Origin of the sequence: Enterobacter sp. CGMCC 5087, from assembly GCF_003144775.1 — a bacterium.
Lineage (GTDB): Bacteria > Pseudomonadota > Gammaproteobacteria > Enterobacterales > Enterobacteriaceae > Enterobacter > Enterobacter cloacae_M.
On the sequence record NZ_QFXN01000231.1, the window covers coordinates 1 to 22,398 of the forward strand.

Consider the following 22,398-nt stretch of genomic DNA (forward strand, 5'->3'; position numbering starts at 1 on the left):
ATATTCAACGTGGGAAGTGTTGATGGTGATACCACGAGCTTTTTCTTCTGGTGCGTTATCGATCTGGTCGAATGCACGAGCAGAACCACCGTAGGTTTTTGCCAGAACGGTAGTGATTGCAGCAGTCAGGGTAGTTTTACCATGGTCAACGTGGCCGATAGTACCAACGTTGACGTGCGGTTTTGTACGTTCAAATTTTTCTTTAGACACGGCTATATTCCTTACTATAGTGCTCTCCCCTGTGGAGAGAGCACGGGACTTAGGTTTTAATCCTGTGGATTACTTACCACGGGCTTCAATAACGGCCTGAGCAACGTTGTTAGGCGCATCATCATACTTCAGGAATTCCATGGTGTATGATGCACGACCTTTGGTCAGAGAACGCAGCTGAGTTGCATATCCGAACATTTCAGACAGCGGAACTTCAGCGTGGATCTTAACGCCAGTTACTTCGGATTCCTGACCACGCAGCATACCGCGACGACGGCTCAAGTCACCGATAACGTCACCGGTGTTCTCTTCAGGAGTTTCTACTTCAACCTTCATGATTGGCTCAAGCAGAACTGGTTTTGCTTTCTTAAAGCCTTCTTTAAAGGCAATAGACGCAGCCAGTTTAAACGCCAGTTCAGAGGAGTCAACGTCGTGGTAAGAACCGAAGTGCAGACGAACACCCATGTCAACAACCGGATAGCCAGCCAGAGGGCCCGCTTTCAGCTGTTCCTGAATGCCTTTATCAACGGCTGGGATGTATTCGCCAGGAATTACACCACCTTTGATGTCGTTGATGAACTCGTAACCTTTCGGGTTAGAGCCCGGCTCCAGTGGGTACATGTCGATCACAACGTGACCGTACTGACCGCGACCACCAGACTGCTTAGCGTGTTTACCTTCAACATCGGTAACTTTCGCGCGAATCGCTTCGCGGTAAGCAACCTGAGGTTTACCCACGTTCGCTTCAACGTTGAATTCACGCTTCATACGGTCAACGATGATGTCCAGGTGCAGTTCACCCATACCAGCGATGATGGTCTGGTTAGATTCTTCATCAGTCCATACGCGGAATGATGGGTCTTCTTTCGCCAGACGGCCCAGAGCCAGACCCATTTTTTCCTGGTCAGCTTTGGTTTTTGGTTCAACTGCGATGGAGATTACCGGCTCAGGGAATTCCATACGCTCCAGAATGATCGGGTGATCCGGGTCACACAGGGTGTCACCAGTGGTCACGTCTTTCAGACCGATAGCTGCAGCGATGTCGCCCGCACGAACTTCTTTGATCTCTTCACGTTTGTTAGCGTGCATCTGTACGATACGGCCAAAACGTTCACGCGCCGCTTTCACGGAGTTCAGGATGGTGTCACCGGAGTTAACCACACCAGAGTAAACGCGGAAGAAGGTCAGGTTACCCACGAATGGGTCGGTAGCAATTTTGAACGCCAGTGCAGAGAACGGCTCTTCGTCGCTTGCGTGACGCTCAGCCGGAGTATCTTTACCGTCGTCCAGGATGCCGTTGATCGCAGGAACGTCAACCGGGGATGGCAGGTAGTCAACTACCGCATCCAGCATCGCCTGAACACCTTTGTTCTTGAACGCAGAACCACAGGTTACCAGGATGATTTCGTTGTTCAGAACGCGCTGACGCAGAGCTTTTTTGATCTCTTCTTCAGTCAGTTCTTCACCACCCAGGTATTTCTCCATCAGCTCTTCAGAAGCTTCAGCAGCGGATTCGATCAGGTTCTGGTGCCATTCGTCAGCCAGGTCCTGCATTGCAGCTGGGATATCTTCGTATTCGAAGGTAACGCCCTGGTCTGCATCGTTCCAGTTGATGGCTTTCATTTTCACCAGGTCGATAACGCCGGTGAAGCCTTCTTCAGCACCAATTGCCAGCTGCAGCGGAACAGGGTTCGCTCCCAGACGGGTTTTGATCTGGCCAACAACTTTCAGGAAGTTAGCACCCATACGGTCCATTTTGTTAACGAACGCGATGCGTGGAACTTTATATTTGTTCGCCTGACGCCATACGGTTTCAGACTGTGGCTGAACACCACCAACTGCGCAATAAACCATTACCGCGCCGTCAAGAACACGCATGGAACGTTCTACTTCGATGGTGAAGTCAACGTGCCCTGGGGTGTCGATGATGTTTACGCGATGCGGTTCGTACTGCTTAGCCATACCTGACCAGAATGCAGTAGTCGCTGCGGAGGTGATAGTGATACCACGCTCCTGCTCCTGTTCCATCCAGTCCATGGTGGCTGCGCCGTCATGAACTTCACCGATTTTATGGTTTACACCGGTGTAGAACAGAATACGTTCGGTAGTAGTGGTTTTACCGGCGTCGATGTGCGCACTGATACCGATGTTACGGTAGCGTGCGATGGGTGTTGTACGAGCCATTTGATTCCTCGTTTATATCTTTAGGCGTTCAGTTAAGTTACCCAGAGCGGGCGGCTTCTCTGAAGCGCCCGCCTGGTGACTAATACTCCGAAGAGATTACCAACGGTAGTGTGCGAACGCCTTGTTGGCTTCTGCCATACGGTGAACGTCTTCACGTTTCTTAACTGCAGTACCTTTGTTGTCTGCAGCATCAGAAAGTTCGTTCGCCAGACGCAGAGCCATGGATTTATCACCGCGTTTACGAGCAGCCTCAACGATCCAACGCATTGCCAGAGCATTACGACGAACCGGACGAACTTCAACTGGAACCTGATAAGTAGAACCACCAACGCGGCGGGACTTAACTTCTACGGTTGGGCGAACGTTGTCGAGAGCGACTTCGAAAGCTTCCAGTTCATTTTTACCAGAACGCTGAGCCAGGGTCTCAAGCGCGCTGTATACGATTGCTTCTGCAGTAGATTTTTTACCATCTACCATCAGGATATTTACAAATTTTGCCAGCAGTTCTGATCCGAATTTCGGATCTGGAAGAATTTTACGCTGACCAATGACGCGACGACGTGGCATGGGAATACTCCGTTGTTAATTCAGGATTGTCCAAAACTCAAAGAGTTTAGTTTGACATTAAGATAAATCAGTTTGGCCTTACTTAACGGAGAACCATTAAGCCTTAGGACGCTTCACGCCGTACTTGGAGCGAGCCTGCTTACGGTCTTTAACACCTGAGCAGTCGAGCGCACCACGAACGGTGTGGTAACGAACACCCGGAAGGTCTTTAACACGACCGCCACGGATCAGGATCACGGAGTGTTCCTGCAGGTTGTGACCTTCACCACCGATGTAGGAAGTCACTTCGAAACCGTTAGTCAAACGCACACGGCATACTTTACGCAGTGCGGAGTTTGGTTTTTTAGGAGTGGTGGTATATACACGAGTACATACACCACGTTTCTGCGGGCAGGCTTCCAGCGCAGGCACGTTGCTCTTTGCAACTTTGCGCGCGCGTGGTTTGCGTACCAGCTGGTTAACTGTTGCCATTAAATAGCTCCTGGTTTTAGCTTTTGCTTCGTAAACACGTAATAAAACGACCTCATACAATATGAGGACGCGAAATTTTAGGGCTACGTCGAAAAGGTGTCAAGAAATATACAGCGATCTCAAATCACCAGTTCATTTGACTGGCGTGCGTCACAGTAAGATTGACGAAATCAGTATAGCCAACCACGTCAATTTTGGCTGAAATTTGACCAGAAAGACCCCGCGCATCCAGATCGTCCTTCAGCGCAGAGACTGTTATGGGGGCATTCGTGAGAATTTCAACGAAACGACTGCCTTCCAGTGCGGCAAGCACGCCATCCTGGATCAGCAGCAGATCATCACCTTCGCGCAGCATACTCAGTAACGCGTCGATATCACATTGCCACGGTGAATGGCTCAGAGTATGGAGCATGTCAGCCTCAGAAAGTCAGAACGGTGTCGTAGTGGGAAAGGTGTTCGCGCAATGCAGCAGAAGAAAGGACTGTCACATCCAGCACGAAAGGCGTTGCCTCGTTTAAACCGCGCGCGGCCAGGGAGTCGGCACAGACATAGAAGGTTTCGATATCGTAAAGCGGTAATACTTTGAACGTCGCGATGTAATCACGTGCCAGAATAGCCTGAGGCTGTTGCCCCGCCAGAAGCTGAAATACGCCGTCGCCCAAAAAGAAGACACCGATATCTTCGGTCAATGCTGAGGTCGCGAGCAGCGCATCCAGCCCTTCTCTGCCGGACGTATTGCCGTGCGGTGCGGAGGAAAAAACAAATGCTACGCGCTTCATCAGAATTGCACCACTCTGTCGCAGGTTAATGCCGCCTGTGCCAGTGCACCCAGGCCACTCAACGAAAAGCCGGGCTGCAGGTTAGAACCCGATAAACCAAGACGTGCGGCTTCGGTTGCATCGGTCACGCCGCGGCGCAGTGCCGCCGCCACGCAGATGTGCAGTTCTACGCCCTGCTTTTCGTTTAATGCCTGCCAGGCGCGCACCAGATCGAACTCATCGCTCGCCGGTGACGTAAACTGATTCGCGTTATACACCCCTTCCCGATAGAAGAAGACGCTCGCCAGCTCATGTCCGGCCGCCAGTAGCGCATGCGCAAACTGCAGCGCGCTGCTGGCCTGCTGAGTGCCGTACGCCGGGCCTGTCACCATTAACGCAAAACGCATTACTTGTCTTGTCCCTGGAAATCGCCGCTTTTGAACTGGCGAATATAGAGGTAGACCGTGTGCTTGGAGATGTTCAGACGATCGGCCACCTGGTTGATAGCGTCTTTAATATCAAAAATCCCTTTTTCATAAAGATTGAGCACGATCTGACGATTCTTGGCGTTGTTCGAGACGTTGCGATCGGCATTCACCTCTTCAATCGTAAACTCAAGCGTCTGCGTCACCAGATCTTCAACAGAGGAGGCAAAGTTAACAGAGGAGCCAACGTCCGGCGTTTCTGGTGGAATAAAGGTGCTCATGATTTGCGAGAATGGCACATCAAGGTTCATGTTAATGCACAGTAGCCCAATAACACGATGCTCGCGGTTTCGAATCGCGATGGTTTCTGATTTCATCAGCACGCCGCTTTTGGCGCGGGTGAAATAGCATTTGGAGACGCTGCTGTCCGCGCCGGTCATGTCATGCAGCATACGCAATGCAAGGTCGGTAATTGGCGAACCAATTTTACGGCCAGTATGCTCACCATTCGCAATGCGGATGGCGGAGCACTTCAGATCTTGCAGGGAGTGCAATACGATTTCGCAGTGGGAGCCAATGAGCATCGCTAACCCGTCCACTACCGCTTCGTAGGATTTCAGAATATCGAAGTCGGTCTGATCGAAAGGACGTTGATCCAGCAAATCAAGTTCACTGGTTTCGTTGGTTAAAAGCGACCTGGACATGAAAAAAACACTCCTTTTCAGGAGCCTGTCGTTAGGTTTTCAGGGCAGGCTCATTATCTACACGGACAACTAAATTAATACAGCGTGCGTAGGGCTTTCCAGTGTTAATTATATCTGCCCCACAATAAAAAAACCGCCGCCTGAAAGGCGGCGGTTTTTTTCAACATTACTTCTTAGTAGCAGCGGCTTTATCGTCAGCCGGTGCGTCTGCTTTCGCATCCGCTTTCGGTGCCGGTTTGATATCCAGCAGCTCTACGTCAAAGACCAGCGTAGAGTTGGCAGGGATACCCGGAACGCCGGTTTTGCCATAGGCCAGATCCGGTGGGATAACCATCTTGATCTTGCCGCCTTTCTTGATGTTTTTCAGGCCTTCAGTCCAGCCAGGGATCACACCATCCAGACGGAAGGAGAGCGGCTCACCGCGGGTGTAAGAGTTATCGAACTCTTTACCGTCGATCAGCGTACCTTTGTAGTTCACAACAACGGTGTCGCTGTCTTTAGGCGCATCGCCGGTGCCTTCTTTCTCAACTTTGTACACCAGGCCGGTAGAAGAGGTTTTCACACCCTTCTCTTTGGCAAAAGTATCGCGGTAGGCTTTGCCTTTCGCTTCGTTGTCTTTAGCGTCCGCGTCCATCTTGGTCTGCGCGGCACCCTTCACGCGCGCTTCGAACGCCTGCAGAGTCTGTTCAATTTCCTGGTCAGACAGCTTGCTCTTATCTGCAAATGCGTCCTGAACGCCCGCGATCAGCTGAGCTTTATCCAGTTTGATGCCCAGTTTCTCTTGTTCTTTCAGAGAGTTTTCCATGTAGCGACCCAGAGATGCGCCCAGTGCATAGGCGGATTTCTGGTCGTCATTTTTGAACGCCGCTTTGCTGTCTGCAGTGGCAGCAGGCTTCGCAGCAGTATCAGCAGCGAATGACAGCGGCGCGTTCAGCGCAACAGCCATCGTCGTCGCCAGCAGCGTTACTTTAAACAGTGATTTCATCCATATCTCCAGGGCCTGGGGACTCTCACCCCAGCGTTAAACGTAAATGAGTTACGTACTATAAAACGTTGCGGAAGAAATCTACAGACAGACACTTCCAATTCTCGCCACTTTTCAGACTATTTTTGTTTAAATAAGTTTCCTGCCAAAGGGATGCAGACTGTACTTAAGGATAAACTCAGTTAAACTGCGCCGCCGCAGGGCCATTATGGCGAATCTGAAACAAACGAGGTGAATGATGAAGGACACAGCAATAGAAGCGAGAATGGCTGAGCTGGAAAGCCGCCTGGCTTTTCAGGACATCACCATCGAAGAGCTAAACCAGACCGTGACCGCACATGAGCTCGAAATGGCAAAACTGCGGGATCATATGCGCCTGCTGACGGAAAAGCTGAAGGCTACGCAGCCGTCAAACATTGCCTCTCAGTCAGAAGAGACGCCACCTCCTCATTATTGAGGCGTAAAAAAAGCGGGATTATCCCGCTTTTTTTGTGCTCGGTGGCGCGAAGCATACCGGGCCTACATACCAAATACCCTATGGATTTCGAGTCGCAGGAAGGCGGCAAGCTTGAAAATCCCCGGGAGCATAGATAACTATGTGACAGGGGTTTGAAAGCGCAGCCAACGCACCTGCGGCTTGAAAGACGACGGGTATTAGTGGCAGCCGCAGCCGCCGTTACCGCAACCACCTTTACCGTGGTCGTGACCATGGTCGTGATCGTGGCCGTGACCACCGCAGCAGCCGTCGTGGCCGTGATCGTGGTCATGGTCGTGACCATGTGCACCGTGAACGTGGCCATGAGCCAGCTCTTCTTCGGTCGCTTCACGGATAGCAACAACTTCTACGTTGAACTTCAGGTTCTGGCCAGCCAGCATGTGGTTACCGTCAACCACGACGTGGTCATCTTCCACTTCGGTGATTTCAACAGGAACCGGACCCTGGTCAGTTTCAGCCAGGAAGCGCATGCCAACCTGCAGTTCGTCAACGCCCATGAACACGTCTTTAGGAACGCGCTGAACCAGATTGTCGTCATACTGACCGTAAGCGTCGTTCGCGCCTACAGCAACGTCAAATTTGTCGCCAACTTCATGACCTTCCAGCGCGTTTTCCAGGCCAGAAATCAGGGAACCGTGACCATGCAGGTAGTCAAGCGGCGCACTCACCGGAGACTCATCAACCAACACACCGTCTTCTGTACGTACCTGATAGGCCAGGCTGACCACCAGGTCTTTTGCTACTTTCATGATATCTCCTGAGCGTGGGAAAATTGCTGGCGCAGATTGTAGCGGAAATCTGCACCCGTGTACCCTTTAGCTTAAAAAAACTCAGGGCATATCGCTAGTCCGGATGAAAAATCCCGATAACTTGCTCTTCTTTGCGAACGTGATCGCGGGCCTCTTTATCGGCCTCACGCATCTGGTGACCGCACTTAACACACTCAACAACATCAATATTATTTTCCCGCCACATCGCCAGGGTATCTTGCGCCTGGCAGGTCGGGCATTTTGCACCCGCGATAAAGCGTTTACGTACAGCCATCTTTCGTTACCCTTTATTCAAATTCATCCCAGCCATCGAGCTGGCGTCGTTCCTGTTGCATCTCTCGCTGGAAGATCTCCTCCAGCTCGCGACGTGCTTCCCGCACGCGGGAGATCTGCGCCGTATCGGTATGGACCGGCATCAGCTCGCGCAACATCCGCATATCCAGCCGGCGGAAGTGCATTTGGGCGCGCTGCGCCTGATGTGGATGCATGCCGAGCGAGATCAGCGCCTTACGGCCCAGCTCCAGCGCACTGGAGAACGTCTCACGGGAGAAGTGTTTCACACCCGCCTGCAACAATTCGTGAGCTTCAACACGTCCCCGCGCACGCGCCAGAATATGCAGATGCGGGAAATGCTGCTGGCACAGCTCCACCAGCTTCATCGTGTCTTCCGGATCGTTACAGGTAATCACGATGGACTCTGCCGCTTCCGCCCCCGCCGAGCGCAGCAGCTCGAGCTGGGTCGCGTCGCCGTAGTAAACCTTGTAGCCATATTTACGCATCAGGTTGACCGCGCTGATATCCCGCTCCAGTACCGTAATGCGCATTTTGTTCGCCATCAGCAAACGCCCGATAACCTGTCCGAAACGGCCAAAGCCCACCACAATCACCTGCGGCTTGTCGTCTTCCACCCACGGCGCTTCGTCTTCATCGTCCGTCGGGTTCAGGCGACGCGACAGCAGTTTATCCACCAGCTTCATCAGCAGCGGCGTGGTCATCATAGACAGCGTGACCGTCACCAGCAAAAGCGCCATCTGATCGTCTTTAAACAGCTTCTGGGAGGATGCGGTGGAGAACAGCACAAACGCGAACTCGCCTCCCTGGCTTAACACGCTGGCAAACTGCATGCGTTCCGAACTGCGCAGCCCGTAGATACGTGACATGACGTACAGCACCAGCATCTTCACCGCCACCAGTATGGCGACGCTCACGACAACCCACAGCAGATGGGTATAGAGCACACCGAGGTTGAGCGCCATCCCCACGGAAATAAAGAACAGGCCTAACAGCAGCCCTTTGAAGGGATCGATGGCAATTTCCAACTCGTGCCGGTATTCACTTTCCGCCAGCAGCACCCCGGCGATAAAGGTCCCGAGCGCCATCGACAGCCCCAGCGCGTCCATAAACAACGCCGATCCCAGCACCAGCAGCAGCGTCGCGGCGGTAAATACCTCGCGAACGCCCGACGCGGCAATAAAGCGGAACACGGGACGTAACAGGAAACGACCGCCAATCAGCATGCCCGCGAAGGCCAGCACCTTCATGGCGATTTTAGCCCAGTCGAAGTGATCGTCCCCGGACCCCGCCAGCAGCGGCACAAGCGCCAGCGCCGGGATCACCGCCAAATCCTGGAACAGCAGCACCGAAAAGCCCAGCTGACCGGCTTCGTTGCGATTCATCCCTTTGTCGCGCATCAGCTGCAGCGCCATCGCTGTCGACGACATCGCAAGGCCTATCCCGCCAATCACCGCCGCCTGCCATGAAAAGTTGGTCAGCATTAACAGGCCACCCAGGATCGCGGCGCTGAACAACACCTGCGCGGCGCCCACGCCAAAGATAGAGCGTCGGAGCTGCCACAATTTCGAAGGATTCAGTTCCAGCCCGATGATGAACATCAGGAACACCACGCCCAGTTCGGAGAAATGGAGAATCTCATCTACATCGCTGATGAATCCCAGTCCCCAGGGGCCAATCGCGATCCCCGCCAGCAGATACCCCAGCACCGCGCCGATACCAATCCGTGCAGCAAGCGGCACCGCGACGACGGCCGCAAATAAAAACAGCACCCCGGCGAGGAGCAAATTCGATCCTTCCATTAACGACCTCCTGCCGGAATGGGTGACGCCAGCCATTCACCATAGGCTCTGGCGTGGCTTGCCAGCTCTTTCGGATCCTGGCGTCGGGCCCAGTAGACAATAATCGGGCTCATCCAGTGCATACGGCACATCGCCGCCGTCAGCTCGAAAGGCCGCAGAATATCGCTCATCGGATAGCGGTTCAGCCCGTCGTGGCGATAAGCACTTTCCGGCTCTCCGGTGGTGATCACACTACGCCAGTACTTTCCCGCCAGCTGGTTGCCCCCCACCCCGCTGGAGAAGCCCCGGCTCAGCACGCGGTCCAGCCACTCTTTGAGCAGCGCCGGACAGCTGTAGGTATAAAGCGGATGCTGGAACACAATCACGTCATGCTGACGCAGCAGTTCCTGCTCGTAAGGGATATCAATAAAGAAATCAGGATAGTGCGCGTAGAGATCGTGCACCGTCACGTTGCTGAGCTGTGTGGCCGGTTTAAGCAGCACCCGGTTTGCCACCGAGTCCTGAGATTCCGGATGGGCATACAGCAGCAGCACTTTTGCTGTCTGAGACATCATTCCCCTCCCGGTGTTGTTTCTGTTTTTGTGTATCGTCGTTGTTTTGGGCTACCATGGCGGCCCGGTGCGGAAAATGGCCCACACCTTACATTATCATAATGACAAATTAACATAGTCGGAACATACGGCGCTTCTATGATTGTTTTCTCCTCGTTACAAATTCGTCGCGGCGTGCGCGTCCTGCTGGATAACGCCACTGCCACCATCAACCCGGGCCAAAAAGTGGGCCTGGTCGGCAAAAACGGCTGTGGTAAATCCACCCTGCTGGCACTGCTGAAAAACGAGATTAGCGCGGATGGCGGTAACTTTACCTTCCCGGGGAACTGGCAGCTCGCCTGGGTAAACCAGGAGACGCCGGCGCTGAGCGAACCGGCACTCGACTATGTTATCGACGGCGACCGGGAATACCGTAAGCTCGAGGCGGAACTTAACGCCGCTAACGAGCGCAACGACGGCCACGCCATTGCCACCGTTCACGGCAAGCTGGACGCCATCGACGCGTGGACCATTCGCTCCCGCGCCTCCAGCCTGCTGCACGGCCTGGGCTTCAGCAATGAACAGCTGGAACGCCCGGTCAGCGACTTCTCCGGCGGCTGGCGCATGCGCCTCAACCTGGCGCAGGCGCTGATCTGCCGCTCTGACCTGCTGCTGCTCGATGAACCGACTAACCACCTCGATCTCGATGCGGTTATTTGGCTGGAGAAGTGGCTCAAGAGCTATCAGGGCACTCTGATTCTGATCTCCCACGACCGCGACTTCCTTGACCCGGTAGTGGATAAAATCATTCATATCGAACAGCAAACGATGTTCGAGTACACCGGCAACTACAGCTCCTTCGAGCGCCAGCGCGCGACGCGCCTTGCCCAGCAGCAGTCCATGTACGAAAGTCAGCAGCAGCGCGTGGCGCACCTGCAGAGCTTCGTGGATCGCTTTAAGGCCAAAGCCTCAAAAGCCAAGCAGGCCCAGAGCCGCATTAAGATGCTGGAACGCATGGAGATGATCGCCCCGGCGCACGTGGATAACCCGTTCCACTTCAGCTTCCGCGAGCCGGAAAGTCTGCCGAACCCGCTGCTGAAGATGGAGAAGGTCAGCGCCGGCTATGCCGACCGCATTATTCTCGACTCCATCAAGCTCAACCTGGTGCCGGGTTCGCGCATTGGCCTGCTGGGGCGTAACGGCGCCGGTAAATCGACGCTGATCAAACTGCTGGCGGGCGAGCTTAACCCGGTCAGCGGTGAAATTGGTCTGGCGAAGGGCATCAAGCTGGGTTACTTCGCCCAGCATCAGCTGGAATTTTTACGCGCGGATGAATCGCCGATTCAGCACCTCGCGCGTCTGGCGCCGCAGGAGATGGAGCAGAAGCTGCGCGACTATCTCGGCGGCTTCGGCTTCCAGGGCGATAAGGTGACTGAAAACACCGAGCGCTTCTCTGGCGGCGAAAAGGCCCGTTTGGTGCTGGCGCTGATCGTCTGGCAGCGCCCGAACCTGCTGCTGCTCGATGAACCGACCAACCACCTGGATCTCGACATGCGTCAGGCGCTGACCGAAGCGCTGATTGAGTTCGAAGGCGCGCTGGTGGTGGTTTCGCACGACCGTCACCTGATCCGCTCCACCACGGACGATCTGTATTTAGTGCACGGCGGCAAAGTTGAACCGTTCGACGGCGATCTGGAAGACTACCAGCAGTGGCTGACGGACGTGCAGAAGCAGGAAAACCAGCCGGAAGAGTCAGCGAAAGACAACGCCAACAGCGCGCAGGCGCGTAAAGACCAGAAGCGTCGTGAAGCGGAGCTTCGCACCCAGACGCAGCCGCTGCGTAAAGAGATTACCCGTCTGGAAAAAGAGATGGAAAAACTCAACGCCACGCTGGCTGTCGTTGAAGAGAAGCTTGGCGATAGCGGCCTGTATGACCAGAGCCGCAAGGCTGAGCTGACCGACTGCCTGCAAACCCAGGCGAAGACCAAATCCAGTCTCGAAGAGTGCGAGATGGCGTGGCTCGACGCGCAGGAACAGCTGGAAGCGATGCTGCAGGCTGACTGACCTGTTTACCCCGTTTGAAGAACAGAATCCGTACCGGGTTCGGAAAACCAGCTTAAACGGGGTACAATTCGGAAAGTATCGTAAATTTCCGACAAGAATCAGCACCGCGCTTATGACCCAAATCATTCCATCAGACTTCGAGATTGCAGCCGAAGACAGCACTGAGTTCGTGCCCATGCGCGGCGTCGCCAATCGCCATTTGCAGACCATGCTGCCGCGACTGATCCGCCGCAAGGTTCAGTTCACCCCGCACTGGCAGCGGCTTGACCTGCCGGACGGTGATTTTCTGGATCTCGCCTGGAGCGAAGCGCCTGAACAGGCTCGCCATAAGCCGCGTCTGGTGGTTTTCCACGGTCTGGAAGGCAGCCTGCACAGCCCGTATGCGCATGGGTTAATTGAGGCGGCAAAAGCGCGCGGCTGGCTCGGCGTGGTGATGCATTTTCGCGGCTGCAGCGGCGAACCGAATCGTCAGAAACGCATTTATCACTCGGGTGAAACCGAAGACGGGACGTGGTTTTTACACTGGCTGCGGGAAAATTATGGCACCGTGCCAACGGCCGCCGTGGGCTACTCGTTGGGCGGCAATATGCTGGCCTGTCTGCTGGCCAAAGAGGGCGAAAGCGTCCCGCTGGATGCCGCCGTCATTGTCTCCGCGCCGTTTATGCTCGAGCAGTGCAGCTACCACATGGATAAGGGCTTTTCCCGCGTCTACCAGCGCTACCTGCTCAACCTTCTGAAGGCCAACGCGGCGCGTAAGCTGAAGGCCTACCCGGATACCCTGCCGGTAAGCCTGCGCCAGCTGAAAAAGGTGCGTCGTATCCGTGAGTTCGACGACCTGATCACCGCGAAAATCCACGGCTTCGCCGATGCGATTGACTATTATCGTCAGTGCAGCGCCATGCCGTTGCTCAGCAAGATCACGCAGCCAACGCTGATTATTCATGCCAAAGATGACCCGTTTATGGATCATCACTCGATTCCCGCTCAGGAATTCCTGCCCGACAACGTTCACTATCAGTTGACCGAGCATGGCGGCCACGTCGGGTTTATCGGCGGCACGCTGCGCCGCCCGAAAATGTGGCTTGAGGCGCGTATTCCTGACTGGCTAACCCCTTATCTGGACGGTGCAAAATGATTATTCCCTGGCAGGATCTGGCTCCCGAAACGCTCGATAATCTGATTGAAAGCTTTGTATTACGCGAAGGCACCGATTATGGTGAACAGGAACGCTCGCTTGAGCAAAAGGTCAACGATGTTAAGCGCCAGCTGAAAAGCGGCGACGTGGTGCTGGTGTGGTCAGAACTGCATGAGACGGTCAATATCATGCCCCGCAACGCGTTTCACGGCTGATCTTCCACCCTTTTCAGTCAGGGAGTTGCTATGTCTGCCAGACATCCGGTTATTGCCGTTACGGGGTCGAGTGGTGCGGGAACCACCACCACCAGCCTCGCATTTCGCAAGATTTTCGCCCAGCTGAATCTCCGTGCGGCGGAGGTCGAAGGCGACAGCTTTCACCGCTACACGCGTCCGGAGATGGACATGGCCATTCGTAAGGCGCGCGATTCGGGTAAACACATCAGCTACTTCGGCCCGGAAGCCAATGACTTCGGCCTGCTGGAACAAACCTTTATAGAGTACGGTAAGAGCGGCAAAGGGCAGTCCCGTAAGTATCTGCACACCTATGATGAAGCCGTACCCTGGAATCAGGTGCCGGGAACCTTTACCCCATGGCAGCCGCTGCCGGAACCCACCGACGTCCTGTTTTACGAAGGATTGCACGGTGGCGTGGTCACCCCTCAACACGACGTGGCGCGCCACGTGGATCTGCTGGTCGGCGTGGTCCCTATCGTTAACCTGGAGTGGATCCAGAAGCTGACGCGCGACATGAGCGAGCGCGGCCATTCGCGAGAGGCGGTGATGGACTCCGTGGTGCGCTCCATGGAGGATTACATTAACTTCCTGACGCCGCAGTTCTCCCGCACCCATATCAACTTTCAGCGCGTGCCGACGGTGGACACCTCCAACCCGTTCGCGGCCAAAAGCATCCCGTCGCTGGATGAGAGCTTTGTGGTGATCCATTTCCGCAATCTCGAAGGCATTGATTACCCGTGGCTGCTGGCAATGCTGCAGGGCTCGTTTATTTCGCACATGAATACGTTAGTCGTGCCGGGCGGAAAAATGGGGCTGGCGATGGAGCTCATCATGACGCCGCTGGTGGAGCGACTGATGGAAGGGAAGCAGATCGCGTGAGCATGTTCCCTCTCCCTGTGGGAGAGGGTTAGGGTGAGGGCATCAACACGCACGATGCCCCAACAATCACGCCTCGATCACTTCATACGAATGCGTGATTTTTACCGCTTTCTCCAGCATTAACGCCACTGAGCAGTACTTCTCCGCAGACAGGTCCACCGCACGTGAGACCGCCGCGTCTTTCAGCTCTTTACCGGTGACCACAAAGTGCAGGTTAATATGGGTGAACAGGCGTGGCGCCTCTTCGCGACGTTCTGACGTGAGTTTAACCTCACAATCCGTCACGTCATGACGCCCTTTTTGTAGAATAGACACCACGTCAATGGCGCTGCAACCCCCTGCCGCCATCAGCACCATTTCCATTGGGCTGGGTGCTTTATCGCCGGAGTTACCGTCCATCAAAATCTGGTGCCCTGACGCGGACTCGCCCAGGAACGTTAAACCTTCAACCCATTTCACGCGCGCTTGCATATTCTTAAACTCCAACGTTGCATTTTTGGTGACAGATTACGCGTGCGTTACATTTCTCGCAATGGAAGGCGACCTGCATCATGCTGAAGCGAGACACCAGGAGACACGCGGCGAAAGCTATGCTAAAACACTCTGGATGCTACAGTAATACATTGACGTTACACATGTATGCAGAGGACATCAAACTTTACTGGCTGCGAAACGTTACGGTAGCCGACTTCCCAGGGTATGGGTAAGAATTCGATTGCAACCCCAGAGTCCGGATGCATCTGATGACTCTGGTGACAGCTTATAACAGAGGATAACAGCGCATGGTGCTTGGCAAACCGCAAACAGACCCGACTCTCGAATGGTTCTTGTCTCATTGCCACATTCATAAGTACCCATCAAAGAGCACGCTGATTCACCAGGGTGAAAAAGCGGAAACGTTGTATTACATCGTTAAAGGCTCGGTGGCAGTGCTGATCAAAGATGAAGAAGGGAAAGAGATGATCCTTTCTTATCTGAACCAGGGCGATTTCATCGGTGAACTGGGCCTGTTTGAAGAGGGCCAGGAACGTAGCGCCTGGGTTCGTGCAAAGACAGCATGTGAAGTGGCTGAAATTTCTTACAAGAAGTTCCGTCAGCTGATTCAGGTTAACCCTGACATCCTGATGCGTCTTTCTTCCCAGATGGCGCGCCGTCTGCAGGTCACGTCAGAGAAAGTGGGTAACCTCGCCTTCCTGGACGTTACCGGCCGTATCGCACAAACCCTGCTGAACCTGGCGAAACAGCCAGACGCCATGACCCACCCGGACGGCATGCAAATTAAAATTACCCGTCAGGAAATTGGTCAGATCGTCGGTTGCTCCCGTGAAACAGTGGGCCGCATCCTGAAAATGCTGGAAGATCAAAACCTGATCTCCGCCCACGGTAAAACCATCGTGGTCTACGGAACGCGTTAATTCCGCTTAAACGGCGTGCCATCGCAAGGTGTCACGCCGTTTTTGTCTCTATTCCCCATGTGGCGCAGGCTGATCTATCACCCGGAAGTTAACTACGCACTGCGACAAACGCTGGTGTTGTGTCTTCCTGTGGCCATAGGCCTGATCCTCGGACATCTTCAGCAAGGCCTGCTGTTTTCTCTCGTGCCCGCCTGCTGCAACATCGCCGGTCTGGACACGCCGCATAAGCGCTTTTTCAAACGCCTGATCGTTGGTGGCTGCCTGTTTGCCGGCTGTAGCCTCGCCGTACAGCTGTTACTGGCTCGTGATATCCCGCTGCCGCTGATCCTGACCGTGCTGGCGATGACCCTCGGCGTCACGGCGGAAATCAGTTCGCTGCACGCCCGCCTGCTTCCCGCCTCGCTGATTGCGGCCATTTTCACGCTGAGCCTCGCCGGGAACATGCCGGTGTGGGAGCCGCTGCTGATCTACGCCCTGGGGACATTATGGTACGGGCTGTTTAACTGGTTTTGGTTCTGGCTGTGGCGGGAGCAGCCTCTGCGTGAATCCCTGAGCCTGCTCTATGTGCAGCTTGCGGATTACTGCGAGGCCAAATATACCCTGCTCACCCAGCATACCGACCCGGAAAAATCCTTACCGCCGCTGCTGACGCGCCAGCAGAAGGTGGTGGATCTCATAAGCCAGTGCTATCAGCAGCTGCATATGCTCGCCGCCAACAAGAACCACGAATACAAACGGCTGCTGCGCACCTTCCAGGTCGGGCTGGATCTGCAGGAGCACATCTCCGTAAGCCTTCACCACCCGCAGGAGGTGCAAAAGCTGGTCGAGCGCAGCCACGCCGAAGCGGTGATCCGCTGGAACGCACAAACTGTGTCCGCACGTCTGCGAGTGCTGGCCGATGATATTCTCTACCACCGCTACCCGACGCGCTTTAACATGGACAAGCAGCTGGGCGCGCTGGAGAAAATCGCCCGTCAGCATCCCGATAACCCGGTCGGCCAGTTTGCCGCCTGGCACTTCAGCCGCATTGCCCGCGTGTTGCGCACGCAGCGCCCGCTTTATTCCCGCGACCTGATGGCGGATAAGCAGAAACGGCTGCCGTTATTGCCCGCGCTCAAAAGCTATCTTTCTCTTAAATCGTCCGCCCTGCGCAACGCCGCAAGGATCAGCGTGATGCTCAGTACCGCCAGCCTGATGGGCATGGCGCTGCACCTGCCGAAACCGTACTGGATCTTAATGACCGTGCTGTTTGTCACCCAGAACGGCTACGGCGCCACGCGGGTGCGTATTCTGCATCGGGCTGGCGGAACGATGGCCGGGCTGATCATTGCGGGCGTAACGCTGCACTTCCACGTGCCGGAAGGCTATACCCTGGCAGGGATGCTGGCGATTACGCTGGTGAGTTATCTGATTATCCGCAAAAACTACGGCTGGGCGATGGTGGGCTTTACGGTGACGGCGGTATATACCCTGCAGCTGCTCACGCTCAATGGCGAACAGTTTATTGTCGCCAGGCTGATTGATACCCTGATCGGCTGCCTGATTGCCTTCGGCGGCATGGTCTGGCTGTGGCCGCAGTGGCAGAGCGGGCTGCTGAGGCAGAACGCCCACGACGCGCTGGAAGCGGATCAGGAGGCCATCAGGCTAATCCTCAGCGACAATCCTCAACCGACGCCGCTGGCCTGGCAGCGGATGAAGGTCAACCAGGCGCACAACGCCCTGTTTAACTCGCTCAACCAGGCGATGCAGGAGCCGGGCTTTAACTCGCACTATCTGGCAGATATGAAGCTCTGGGTGACGCACAGCCAGTTTATCGTCGAGCACATTAACGCTATGACCACGCTGGCGCGCGAGCACACGATGCTGACGCCGGATCTGGCGCAGCGCTATTTGCAGTCGTGTGAAATTGCGTTGCAGAGGTGTCAGCAGCGTCTGGAGTATGACGCGCCGGGCGAGTCGGGCGACTCAAATATTCTGGAAGCGCCGGAGACGTTAACCCACGGGCCAATGAGCACCCTGGAGCAGCATTTGCAGCGCGTTCTGGGGCATCTGAACACCATGCACACCATTTCGTCGGTGGCATGGCGTCAGCGTCCGCATCACGGCATTTGGTTAACGCGCCGGTTAAAGCGAACCGAGTATTAGCCTTTAACGATCTTCGCGACCGCCGAGGCAAAGCGGGTTAACCCCTCTTCGATGTCTTTATCTTCTACCACCAGCGACGGCGCAAAGCGCATCACGTCCGGCCCGGCATTGAGTACCATCACCCCTTCGTGCGCGGCGGCGTGCAGGAAGTCGCGCGCGCGACCTTTGTACTGCGGCTTCAGCTCGGCGCCAATCAACAGCCCCATCCCACGGATTTCGCTGAACACGTCGTACTGTTCATCAATCTTTTGCAGGTGTTTTACGAACAGCTCGCGCTTCGCGCTCACGGCGTTCAACACCTCCGGCGTGTTGATAATGTCGAATGCGGCGCCCGCCACGGCGGTCGCCAGCGGGTTACCGCCGTAGGTAGAGCCGTGAGAGCCGACGTGGAACGCGGAGGCGATCTCCTGCGTCGTCAGTACCGCACTCACCGGGAAACCACCGCCGAGCGCTTTGGCGCTGGTCAGGATGTCCGGCGTAACACCGTAGTGCATATAAGCGAACAGATCGCCGGTACGCCCCATCCCGCACTGCACTTCATCAAAGACCAGCAGCGCCTGATGCTCGTCGCACAGCGCGCGCAGCCCTTTCAGGAATTCCGGAGTTGCCGCCGTCACGCCGCCTTCACCCTGGATAGGCTCGACCACCACCGCGCAGGTGTGGTCGTCCATGACCGCTTTCACCGCGTGTAGATCGTTAAACGGTACGTGGACGATGTCGGCCGGTTTAGGGCCAAACCCGTCGGAATACTTCGGCTGGCCGCCAACGGAGACGGTAAAGAAGGAGCGTCCGTGGAAGGCATTATGGAAGGCGATGATTTTGGTTTTGTACGGGCTGTAGCGCGTTGTCGCGTAGTAGCGCGCCAGCTTAAAGGCCGTTTCGTTGGCTTCGGTGCCGGAGTTCATAAACAGCACGCGCTCGGCAAAGGTCGCATCAATGATTTTGCGGCCCAGGCGCAGCGCCGGTTCGTTGGTGAACACGTTGCTGGTGTGCCACAGGGTTTCGCCCTGGGTTTTCAGCGCCTCAACCAGCGCGGGATGGCAATGGCCCAGCGCCGTGACCGCAATACCGCCCGCGAAATCCACATACTCTTTCCCCTGCTGATCCCAGACGCGGCTGCCCTTTCCCTTCACCGGGATAAACTCAGCCGGTGCATAAATCGGCAGGATCACTTCATCGAATGTCGCGCGGGTTATTGCTGGTTGTTCAGTTGCCATGTCATGACCATCCATTTTTATGTCACAGTTATTGTGAAAATATAATCACAAAATATGCATAAAAAATCACAGCAAGGCAACAGATATTCAGCGATTGAGGAAATTTGCCAGCAGCGCGTGCCCCTGCTCGCTGAGGATGCTTTCCGGGTGGAACTGCACGCCTTCGAGGTCCCATTCGCGGTGACAAATCCCCATGATCTCCTGCGTATCGCTCCAGGCGGTCACCTCAAAGCAGTCGGGCAGGGTCGACGGGTCAATCACCAGGGAATGGTAGCGCGTCACGGTTAACGGGTTATTGAGCCCCGTGAATACCCCGGTGCCGGCGTGGGTGACCGGAGAGGTTTTACCATGCATCACTTTGGCGGCGCGCACGATGGTGGCACCAAACACCTGGGCAATCGCCTGATGGCCCAGACAGACGCCCAGGATCGGCAGCTTGCCGGCATAGTGCTGAATAACATCCAAAGAAATACCCGATTCCGACGGCGTACACGGCCCAGGAGAAATCACGATTTTCTGCGGAGCCAGCATCCCGATATCGGCCAGTCCGATCTCGTCGTTACGGCGGACAACCACCTCTGCGCCCAATTCACAAAAATACTGGTAAAGGTTCCAGGTGAAGGAATCGTAGTTATCAATCAGCAGAATCATGGCGGCTCCCGAAAAAAATGCCGCCCTATTCTACTCAGATTCCCGCGCTTCGCTCACTACTTTGGCAAAGATAGCGTTTAGCGCGGTTAAATCTCCCGTTGCGCCGCTTCGGTTAGCCGCCACCCACTGGTCGGGATCGATATCGCGCCAGTCCAGCGAGTAGCCCGCGTGGAGCGCCAGCTGCTCGAAGAAAACGCGTTGGGCAATACCGTTGCCGCGCATAAACGGATGCAGCATGTTGATTTCGCAGTAATAGTGGCTAACTCTGTTAACAAACGCCGCTTTATCAAGACCCACAAGATACTTTTCGCCTTCCAGCGCCGCCATCAGCTCGTTGCCCATCTTCTCAATGTATTCGAAATGGCAGAACGGAATGTCACCCTTAAAAATATCGTCAGTGCGGAACTCACCAGCCCGCTTCATCTCGCTGCGGTACAAATGACGATGAATAAGGCACAGATGGGGCAACCCGGGCGCGGAAGGCCCAAGCTCCAGCGTCTCAATATGGGGCTCTGAGGGACCATTACCTTTTTCAAGGAGACAACTGGCCTGTAAATTGACGTTACGCTGCTGTTCCCAGAGACGGGATTTTTGCTTGTCGGTGAGCTTTTTCACTTAACGCCTCCCTGAATAGTCCGTTTGCCACAAGTATAAGCAGCAAAACGCGCTTTCGCAGGGAGGGTTACAGAATGCGGGCAGGAGAAGCCCGCGTTCAGAAGAATTACGGCAGAACTTTTGCGGAGAGGATAACCACCGGTTTTGACGGCACATTCTGGTACGGACCGACGTCGTGAGTAGGCACCTGAGAAATCTTGTCGGCCACGTCCATCCCTTTCACAATTTTACCGAAAACGGCATAGCCGAAGTCGCGCTGACCGTGGTCGAGGAAGGCATTATCCGCCACGTTGAGGAAGAACTGGCTGGTCGCGCTGTCTTTGTCCGCGGTACGCGCCATAGAGATCGTGCCGCGCTTGTTCAGCAGGCCGTTATCCGCTTCGTTTTTGATTGGCGGGTTCGGCTGTTTCTGCTGCATCTGCTCGTTGAAGCCGCCGCCCTGAATCATGAAGCCCGGGATCACGCGGTGGAAAGTGGTGTTGTTATAGAAACCGCTGTTCACATAGTCGAGGAAGTTTTTCACAGAAACCGGAGCTTTCTGGCTATTCAGTTCCAGCTCAATATTCCCGGCGGAGGTGGTCAGCAGAACGTGAGGGTCCCCTTTTGCTGCCAGCGCAGCAGGGGAAACGGCAGAAAGAGCAAACACAGCTGCGACAGCCGCCAGTGTTGATTTGAGCATGAGAATTCCTTAACAAAGCGCAGTATAAAAAGCGAATGGCTTGATTCTAAAGAGCAGTATGAACGGAGACCAGCCTTTTACCTAATTTTACGAAATTGAAACAGTTGTAACCGCGCAAACGGTTGGCTTTGGCGCCATTTTGTGTGATCTAGATCACACAAAAACATGCAATGAAGTTCTAATTTCTCTTAAAAGATATGAATAGATCACTTTAATGTCTAAAATCTGCCCGCTCTCAGCGCCCTCCTGGGCGCTTTTCTTTTTCTGAACAGGCCAGACATGACTAACAGCAATCGCATCAAGCTCACATGGATCAGCTTCTTCTCCTACGCCCTGACCGGCGCGTTGGTGATCGTCACCGGGATGGTGATGGGGAATATCGCAGACTACTTCCAGCTGCCCGTTTCCAGCATGAGTAACACCTTCACCTTCCTCAACGCGGGGATCCTGATCTCTATCTTCCTGAATGCCTGGCTGATGGAAATCGTCCCGCTGAAAACCCAGCTGCGTTTTGGCTTTGTGCTGATGGTCGCCGCCGTGGCGGGCCTGATGCTGAGCCACAGCATCGCGTTGTTCTCCGCCGCGATGTTCGTGCTCGGTCTGGTGAGCGGGATCACCATGTCGATCGGTACGTTCCTGATTACCCACATGTATGAAGGCCGCCAGCGCGGCGCGCGCCTGCTGTTTACCGACTCTTTCTTCAGCATGGCCGGAATGATTTTCCCGATGGTCGCGGCGGTTCTGCTGGCGCGCAGCATCGAGTGGTACTGGGTCTATGCCTGCATCGGCCTGGTCTACGTGGCGATCTTTATTCTCACCTTCGGCTGCGAGTTCCCGGTGCTGGGCAAGAAAGCGCAAACCACCGCCGAGCCCGTTGCGAAAGAAAAGTGGGGCATCGGCGTGCTGTTCCTCTCCATCGCCGCGCTGTGCTACATCCTGGGCCAGCTGGGCTTTATCTCCTGGGTACCGGAGTACGCCAAAGGTCTGGGCATGAGCCTGAACGATGCGGGTAAACTGGTGAGCGATTTCTGGATGTCTTACATGTTCGGCATGTGGGCGTTTAGCTTCATCCTGCGCTTCTTCGACCTGCAGCGCATTCTGACCGTGCTGGCGGGGCTGGCGACCGTGCTGATGTACCTGTTCATCAACGGTTCACCGGAGCATATGCC

At 55.1% G+C, this 22,398-nt stretch carries 26 protein-coding genes; 8 read left to right on the forward strand and 18 right to left on the reverse strand.

Annotation, left to right across the window (positions count from 1 at the left end):
- From DEO48_RS20295 to fkpA, 9 genes are all read right to left on the reverse strand, one after another.
- A partial coding sequence (locus DEO48_RS20295; protein WP_019704641.1) for a GTP-binding protein occupies positions 1-210 on the reverse strand: 210 nt, incomplete at its 3' end.
- 69 nt (positions 211-279) lie between these two features.
- Positions 280-2,394, reverse strand: coding sequence for an elongation factor G (gene fusA / locus DEO48_RS20300; RefSeq protein WP_033146789.1), 2,115 nt, complete (start codon positions 2,392-2,394; stop codon positions 280-282).
- Between the two features lie 96 nt (positions 2,395-2,490).
- A complete protein-coding gene (gene rpsG / locus DEO48_RS20305; protein ID WP_004106370.1) occupies positions 2,491-2,961 on the reverse strand; it encodes a 30S ribosomal protein S7 in 471 nt (156 codons plus the stop codon).
- A 96-nt stretch (positions 2,962-3,057) separates the two neighbouring features.
- Positions 3,058-3,432: a 30S ribosomal protein S12 gene (rpsL, locus tag DEO48_RS20310; RefSeq protein WP_000246815.1), complete on the reverse strand. Its 375-nt coding sequence runs from the start codon at positions 3,430-3,432 to the stop codon at positions 3,058-3,060.
- Positions 3,433-3,556: 124 nt separating this feature from the next.
- Positions 3,557-3,844 carry a sulfurtransferase complex subunit TusB gene (tusB, locus tag DEO48_RS20315; protein ID WP_024907951.1) on the reverse strand — a complete coding sequence of 96 codons (288 nt, stop codon included), beginning with the start codon at positions 3,842-3,844 and terminating at the stop codon, positions 3,557-3,559.
- A gap of 7 nt (positions 3,845-3,851) precedes the next feature.
- Entirely contained in the window at positions 3,852-4,211 is a 360-nt protein-coding gene (gene tusC, locus DEO48_RS20320; RefSeq protein ID WP_109846130.1) for a sulfurtransferase complex subunit TusC, read from the reverse strand.
- Positions 4,211-4,597: a sulfurtransferase complex subunit TusD gene (tusD, locus tag DEO48_RS20325; protein WP_033146792.1), complete on the reverse strand. Its 387-nt coding sequence runs from the start codon at positions 4,595-4,597 to the stop codon at positions 4,211-4,213. The genes tusC and tusD overlap by 1 nt, the downstream gene beginning before the upstream one ends.
- Positions 4,597-5,319: a transcriptional regulator gene (locus tag DEO48_RS20330; RefSeq protein WP_014171909.1), complete on the reverse strand. Its 723-nt coding sequence runs from the start codon at positions 5,317-5,319 to the stop codon at positions 4,597-4,599. The genes tusD and DEO48_RS20330 overlap by 1 nt, the downstream gene beginning before the upstream one ends.
- A gap of 166 nt (positions 5,320-5,485) precedes the next feature.
- Positions 5,486-6,304 (reverse strand): FKBP-type peptidyl-prolyl cis-trans isomerase, encoded by an 819-nt coding sequence (fkpA, locus tag DEO48_RS20335; RefSeq protein WP_109846131.1) that lies wholly within the window; start codon positions 6,302-6,304, stop codon positions 5,486-5,488.
- Between the two features lie 238 nt (positions 6,305-6,542).
- Here fkpA and DEO48_RS20340 point away from each other — a divergent pair, with 238 nt between their 5' ends.
- Complete coding sequence (locus tag DEO48_RS20340) at positions 6,543-6,761, forward strand: protein SlyX (protein ID WP_023309461.1); 219 nt, start codon at positions 6,543-6,545, stop codon at positions 6,759-6,761.
- A gap of 197 nt (positions 6,762-6,958) precedes the next feature.
- On the opposite strand, the gene slyD is transcribed toward DEO48_RS20340, so the two are convergent.
- The 4 genes from slyD to kefG form a co-directional block, all read right to left on the reverse strand.
- Complete coding sequence (slyD, locus tag DEO48_RS20345; RefSeq protein ID WP_014833521.1) at positions 6,959-7,549, reverse strand: peptidylprolyl isomerase; 591 nt, start codon at positions 7,547-7,549, stop codon at positions 6,959-6,961.
- A 94-nt stretch (positions 7,550-7,643) separates the two neighbouring features.
- The gene (locus DEO48_RS20350; protein WP_010436300.1) at positions 7,644-7,844 is read right to left on the reverse strand and encodes a YheV family putative zinc ribbon protein; all 201 of its coding nucleotides are present in this window, start codon (positions 7,842-7,844) and stop codon (positions 7,644-7,646) included.
- Between the two features lie 13 nt (positions 7,845-7,857).
- On the reverse strand, positions 7,858-9,663 hold the full coding sequence (gene kefB / locus DEO48_RS20355) for a glutathione-regulated potassium-efflux system protein KefB (protein WP_023309462.1): 1,806 nt from the start codon (positions 9,661-9,663) through the stop codon (positions 7,858-7,860).
- A complete protein-coding gene (gene kefG / locus DEO48_RS20360; protein ID WP_021242220.1) occupies positions 9,663-10,217 on the reverse strand; it encodes a glutathione-regulated potassium-efflux system ancillary protein KefG in 555 nt (184 codons plus the stop codon). The genes kefB and kefG overlap by 1 nt, the downstream gene beginning before the upstream one ends.
- Positions 10,218-10,352: 135 nt before the next feature.
- Here kefG and DEO48_RS20370 point away from each other — a divergent pair, with 135 nt between their 5' ends.
- From DEO48_RS20370 to DEO48_RS20385, 4 genes are all read left to right on the forward strand, one after another.
- Complete coding sequence (locus DEO48_RS20370) at positions 10,353-12,257, forward strand: ABC transporter ATP-binding protein (protein WP_109846132.1); 1,905 nt, start codon at positions 10,353-10,355, stop codon at positions 12,255-12,257.
- Positions 12,258-12,369: 112 nt separating this feature from the next.
- Positions 12,370-13,392, forward strand: coding sequence for a hydrolase (locus DEO48_RS20375; protein ID WP_109846133.1), 1,023 nt, complete (start codon positions 12,370-12,372; stop codon positions 13,390-13,392).
- A complete protein-coding gene (locus DEO48_RS20380; RefSeq protein ID WP_008503016.1) occupies positions 13,389-13,607 on the forward strand; it encodes a YheU family protein in 219 nt (72 codons plus the stop codon). The genes DEO48_RS20375 and DEO48_RS20380 overlap by 4 nt, the downstream gene beginning before the upstream one ends.
- Positions 13,608-13,637: 30 nt before the next feature.
- On the forward strand, positions 13,638-14,507 hold the full coding sequence (locus DEO48_RS20385; RefSeq protein ID WP_023309465.1) for a phosphoribulokinase: 870 nt from the start codon (positions 13,638-13,640) through the stop codon (positions 14,505-14,507).
- A gap of 66 nt (positions 14,508-14,573) precedes the next feature.
- Here DEO48_RS20385 and DEO48_RS20390 read toward each other — a convergent pair whose 3' ends face one another.
- Positions 14,574-14,978, reverse strand: a complete 405-nt coding sequence (locus tag DEO48_RS20390) for an OsmC family protein (protein ID WP_008503018.1) — start codon at positions 14,976-14,978, stop codon at positions 14,574-14,576.
- Between the two features lie 311 nt (positions 14,979-15,289).
- Here DEO48_RS20390 and crp point away from each other — a divergent pair, with 311 nt between their 5' ends.
- Both crp and DEO48_RS20400 read left to right on the forward strand, forming a co-directional pair.
- On the forward strand, positions 15,290-15,922 hold the full coding sequence (crp, locus tag DEO48_RS20395; protein WP_000242758.1) for a cAMP-activated global transcriptional regulator CRP: 633 nt from the start codon (positions 15,290-15,292) through the stop codon (positions 15,920-15,922).
- A gap of 57 nt (positions 15,923-15,979) precedes the next feature.
- A complete protein-coding gene (locus tag DEO48_RS20400) occupies positions 15,980-18,067 on the forward strand; it encodes a YccS/YhfK family putative transporter (RefSeq protein WP_109846134.1) in 2,088 nt (695 codons plus the stop codon).
- Here the strand turns inward: DEO48_RS20400 and DEO48_RS20405 are convergent.
- The 4 genes from DEO48_RS20405 to ppiA form a co-directional block, all read right to left on the reverse strand.
- Positions 18,064-19,284, reverse strand: coding sequence for an aspartate aminotransferase family protein (locus DEO48_RS20405; protein WP_181367035.1), 1,221 nt, complete (start codon positions 19,282-19,284; stop codon positions 18,064-18,066). The two genes, DEO48_RS20400 and DEO48_RS20405, sit on opposite strands and share 4 nt — an antisense overlap.
- Positions 19,285-19,371: 87 nt before the next feature.
- Positions 19,372-19,935 carry an aminodeoxychorismate synthase component 2 gene (gene pabA / locus DEO48_RS20410; protein WP_109846136.1) on the reverse strand — a complete coding sequence of 188 codons (564 nt, stop codon included), beginning with the start codon at positions 19,933-19,935 and terminating at the stop codon, positions 19,372-19,374.
- 30 nt (positions 19,936-19,965) lie between these two features.
- The gene (locus DEO48_RS20415) at positions 19,966-20,550 is read right to left on the reverse strand and encodes a putative adenosine monophosphate-protein transferase Fic (protein WP_109846137.1); all 585 of its coding nucleotides are present in this window, start codon (positions 20,548-20,550) and stop codon (positions 19,966-19,968) included.
- Between the two features lie 106 nt (positions 20,551-20,656).
- A complete protein-coding gene (ppiA, locus tag DEO48_RS20420) occupies positions 20,657-21,229 on the reverse strand; it encodes a peptidylprolyl isomerase A (protein WP_014885514.1) in 573 nt (190 codons plus the stop codon).
- A 279-nt stretch (positions 21,230-21,508) separates the two neighbouring features.
- On the opposite strand from ppiA, the gene tsgA reads away from it, so the two are divergent.
- A partial coding sequence (tsgA, locus tag DEO48_RS20425) for an MFS transporter TsgA (protein WP_109846138.1) occupies positions 21,509-22,398 on the forward strand: 890 nt, incomplete at its 3' end.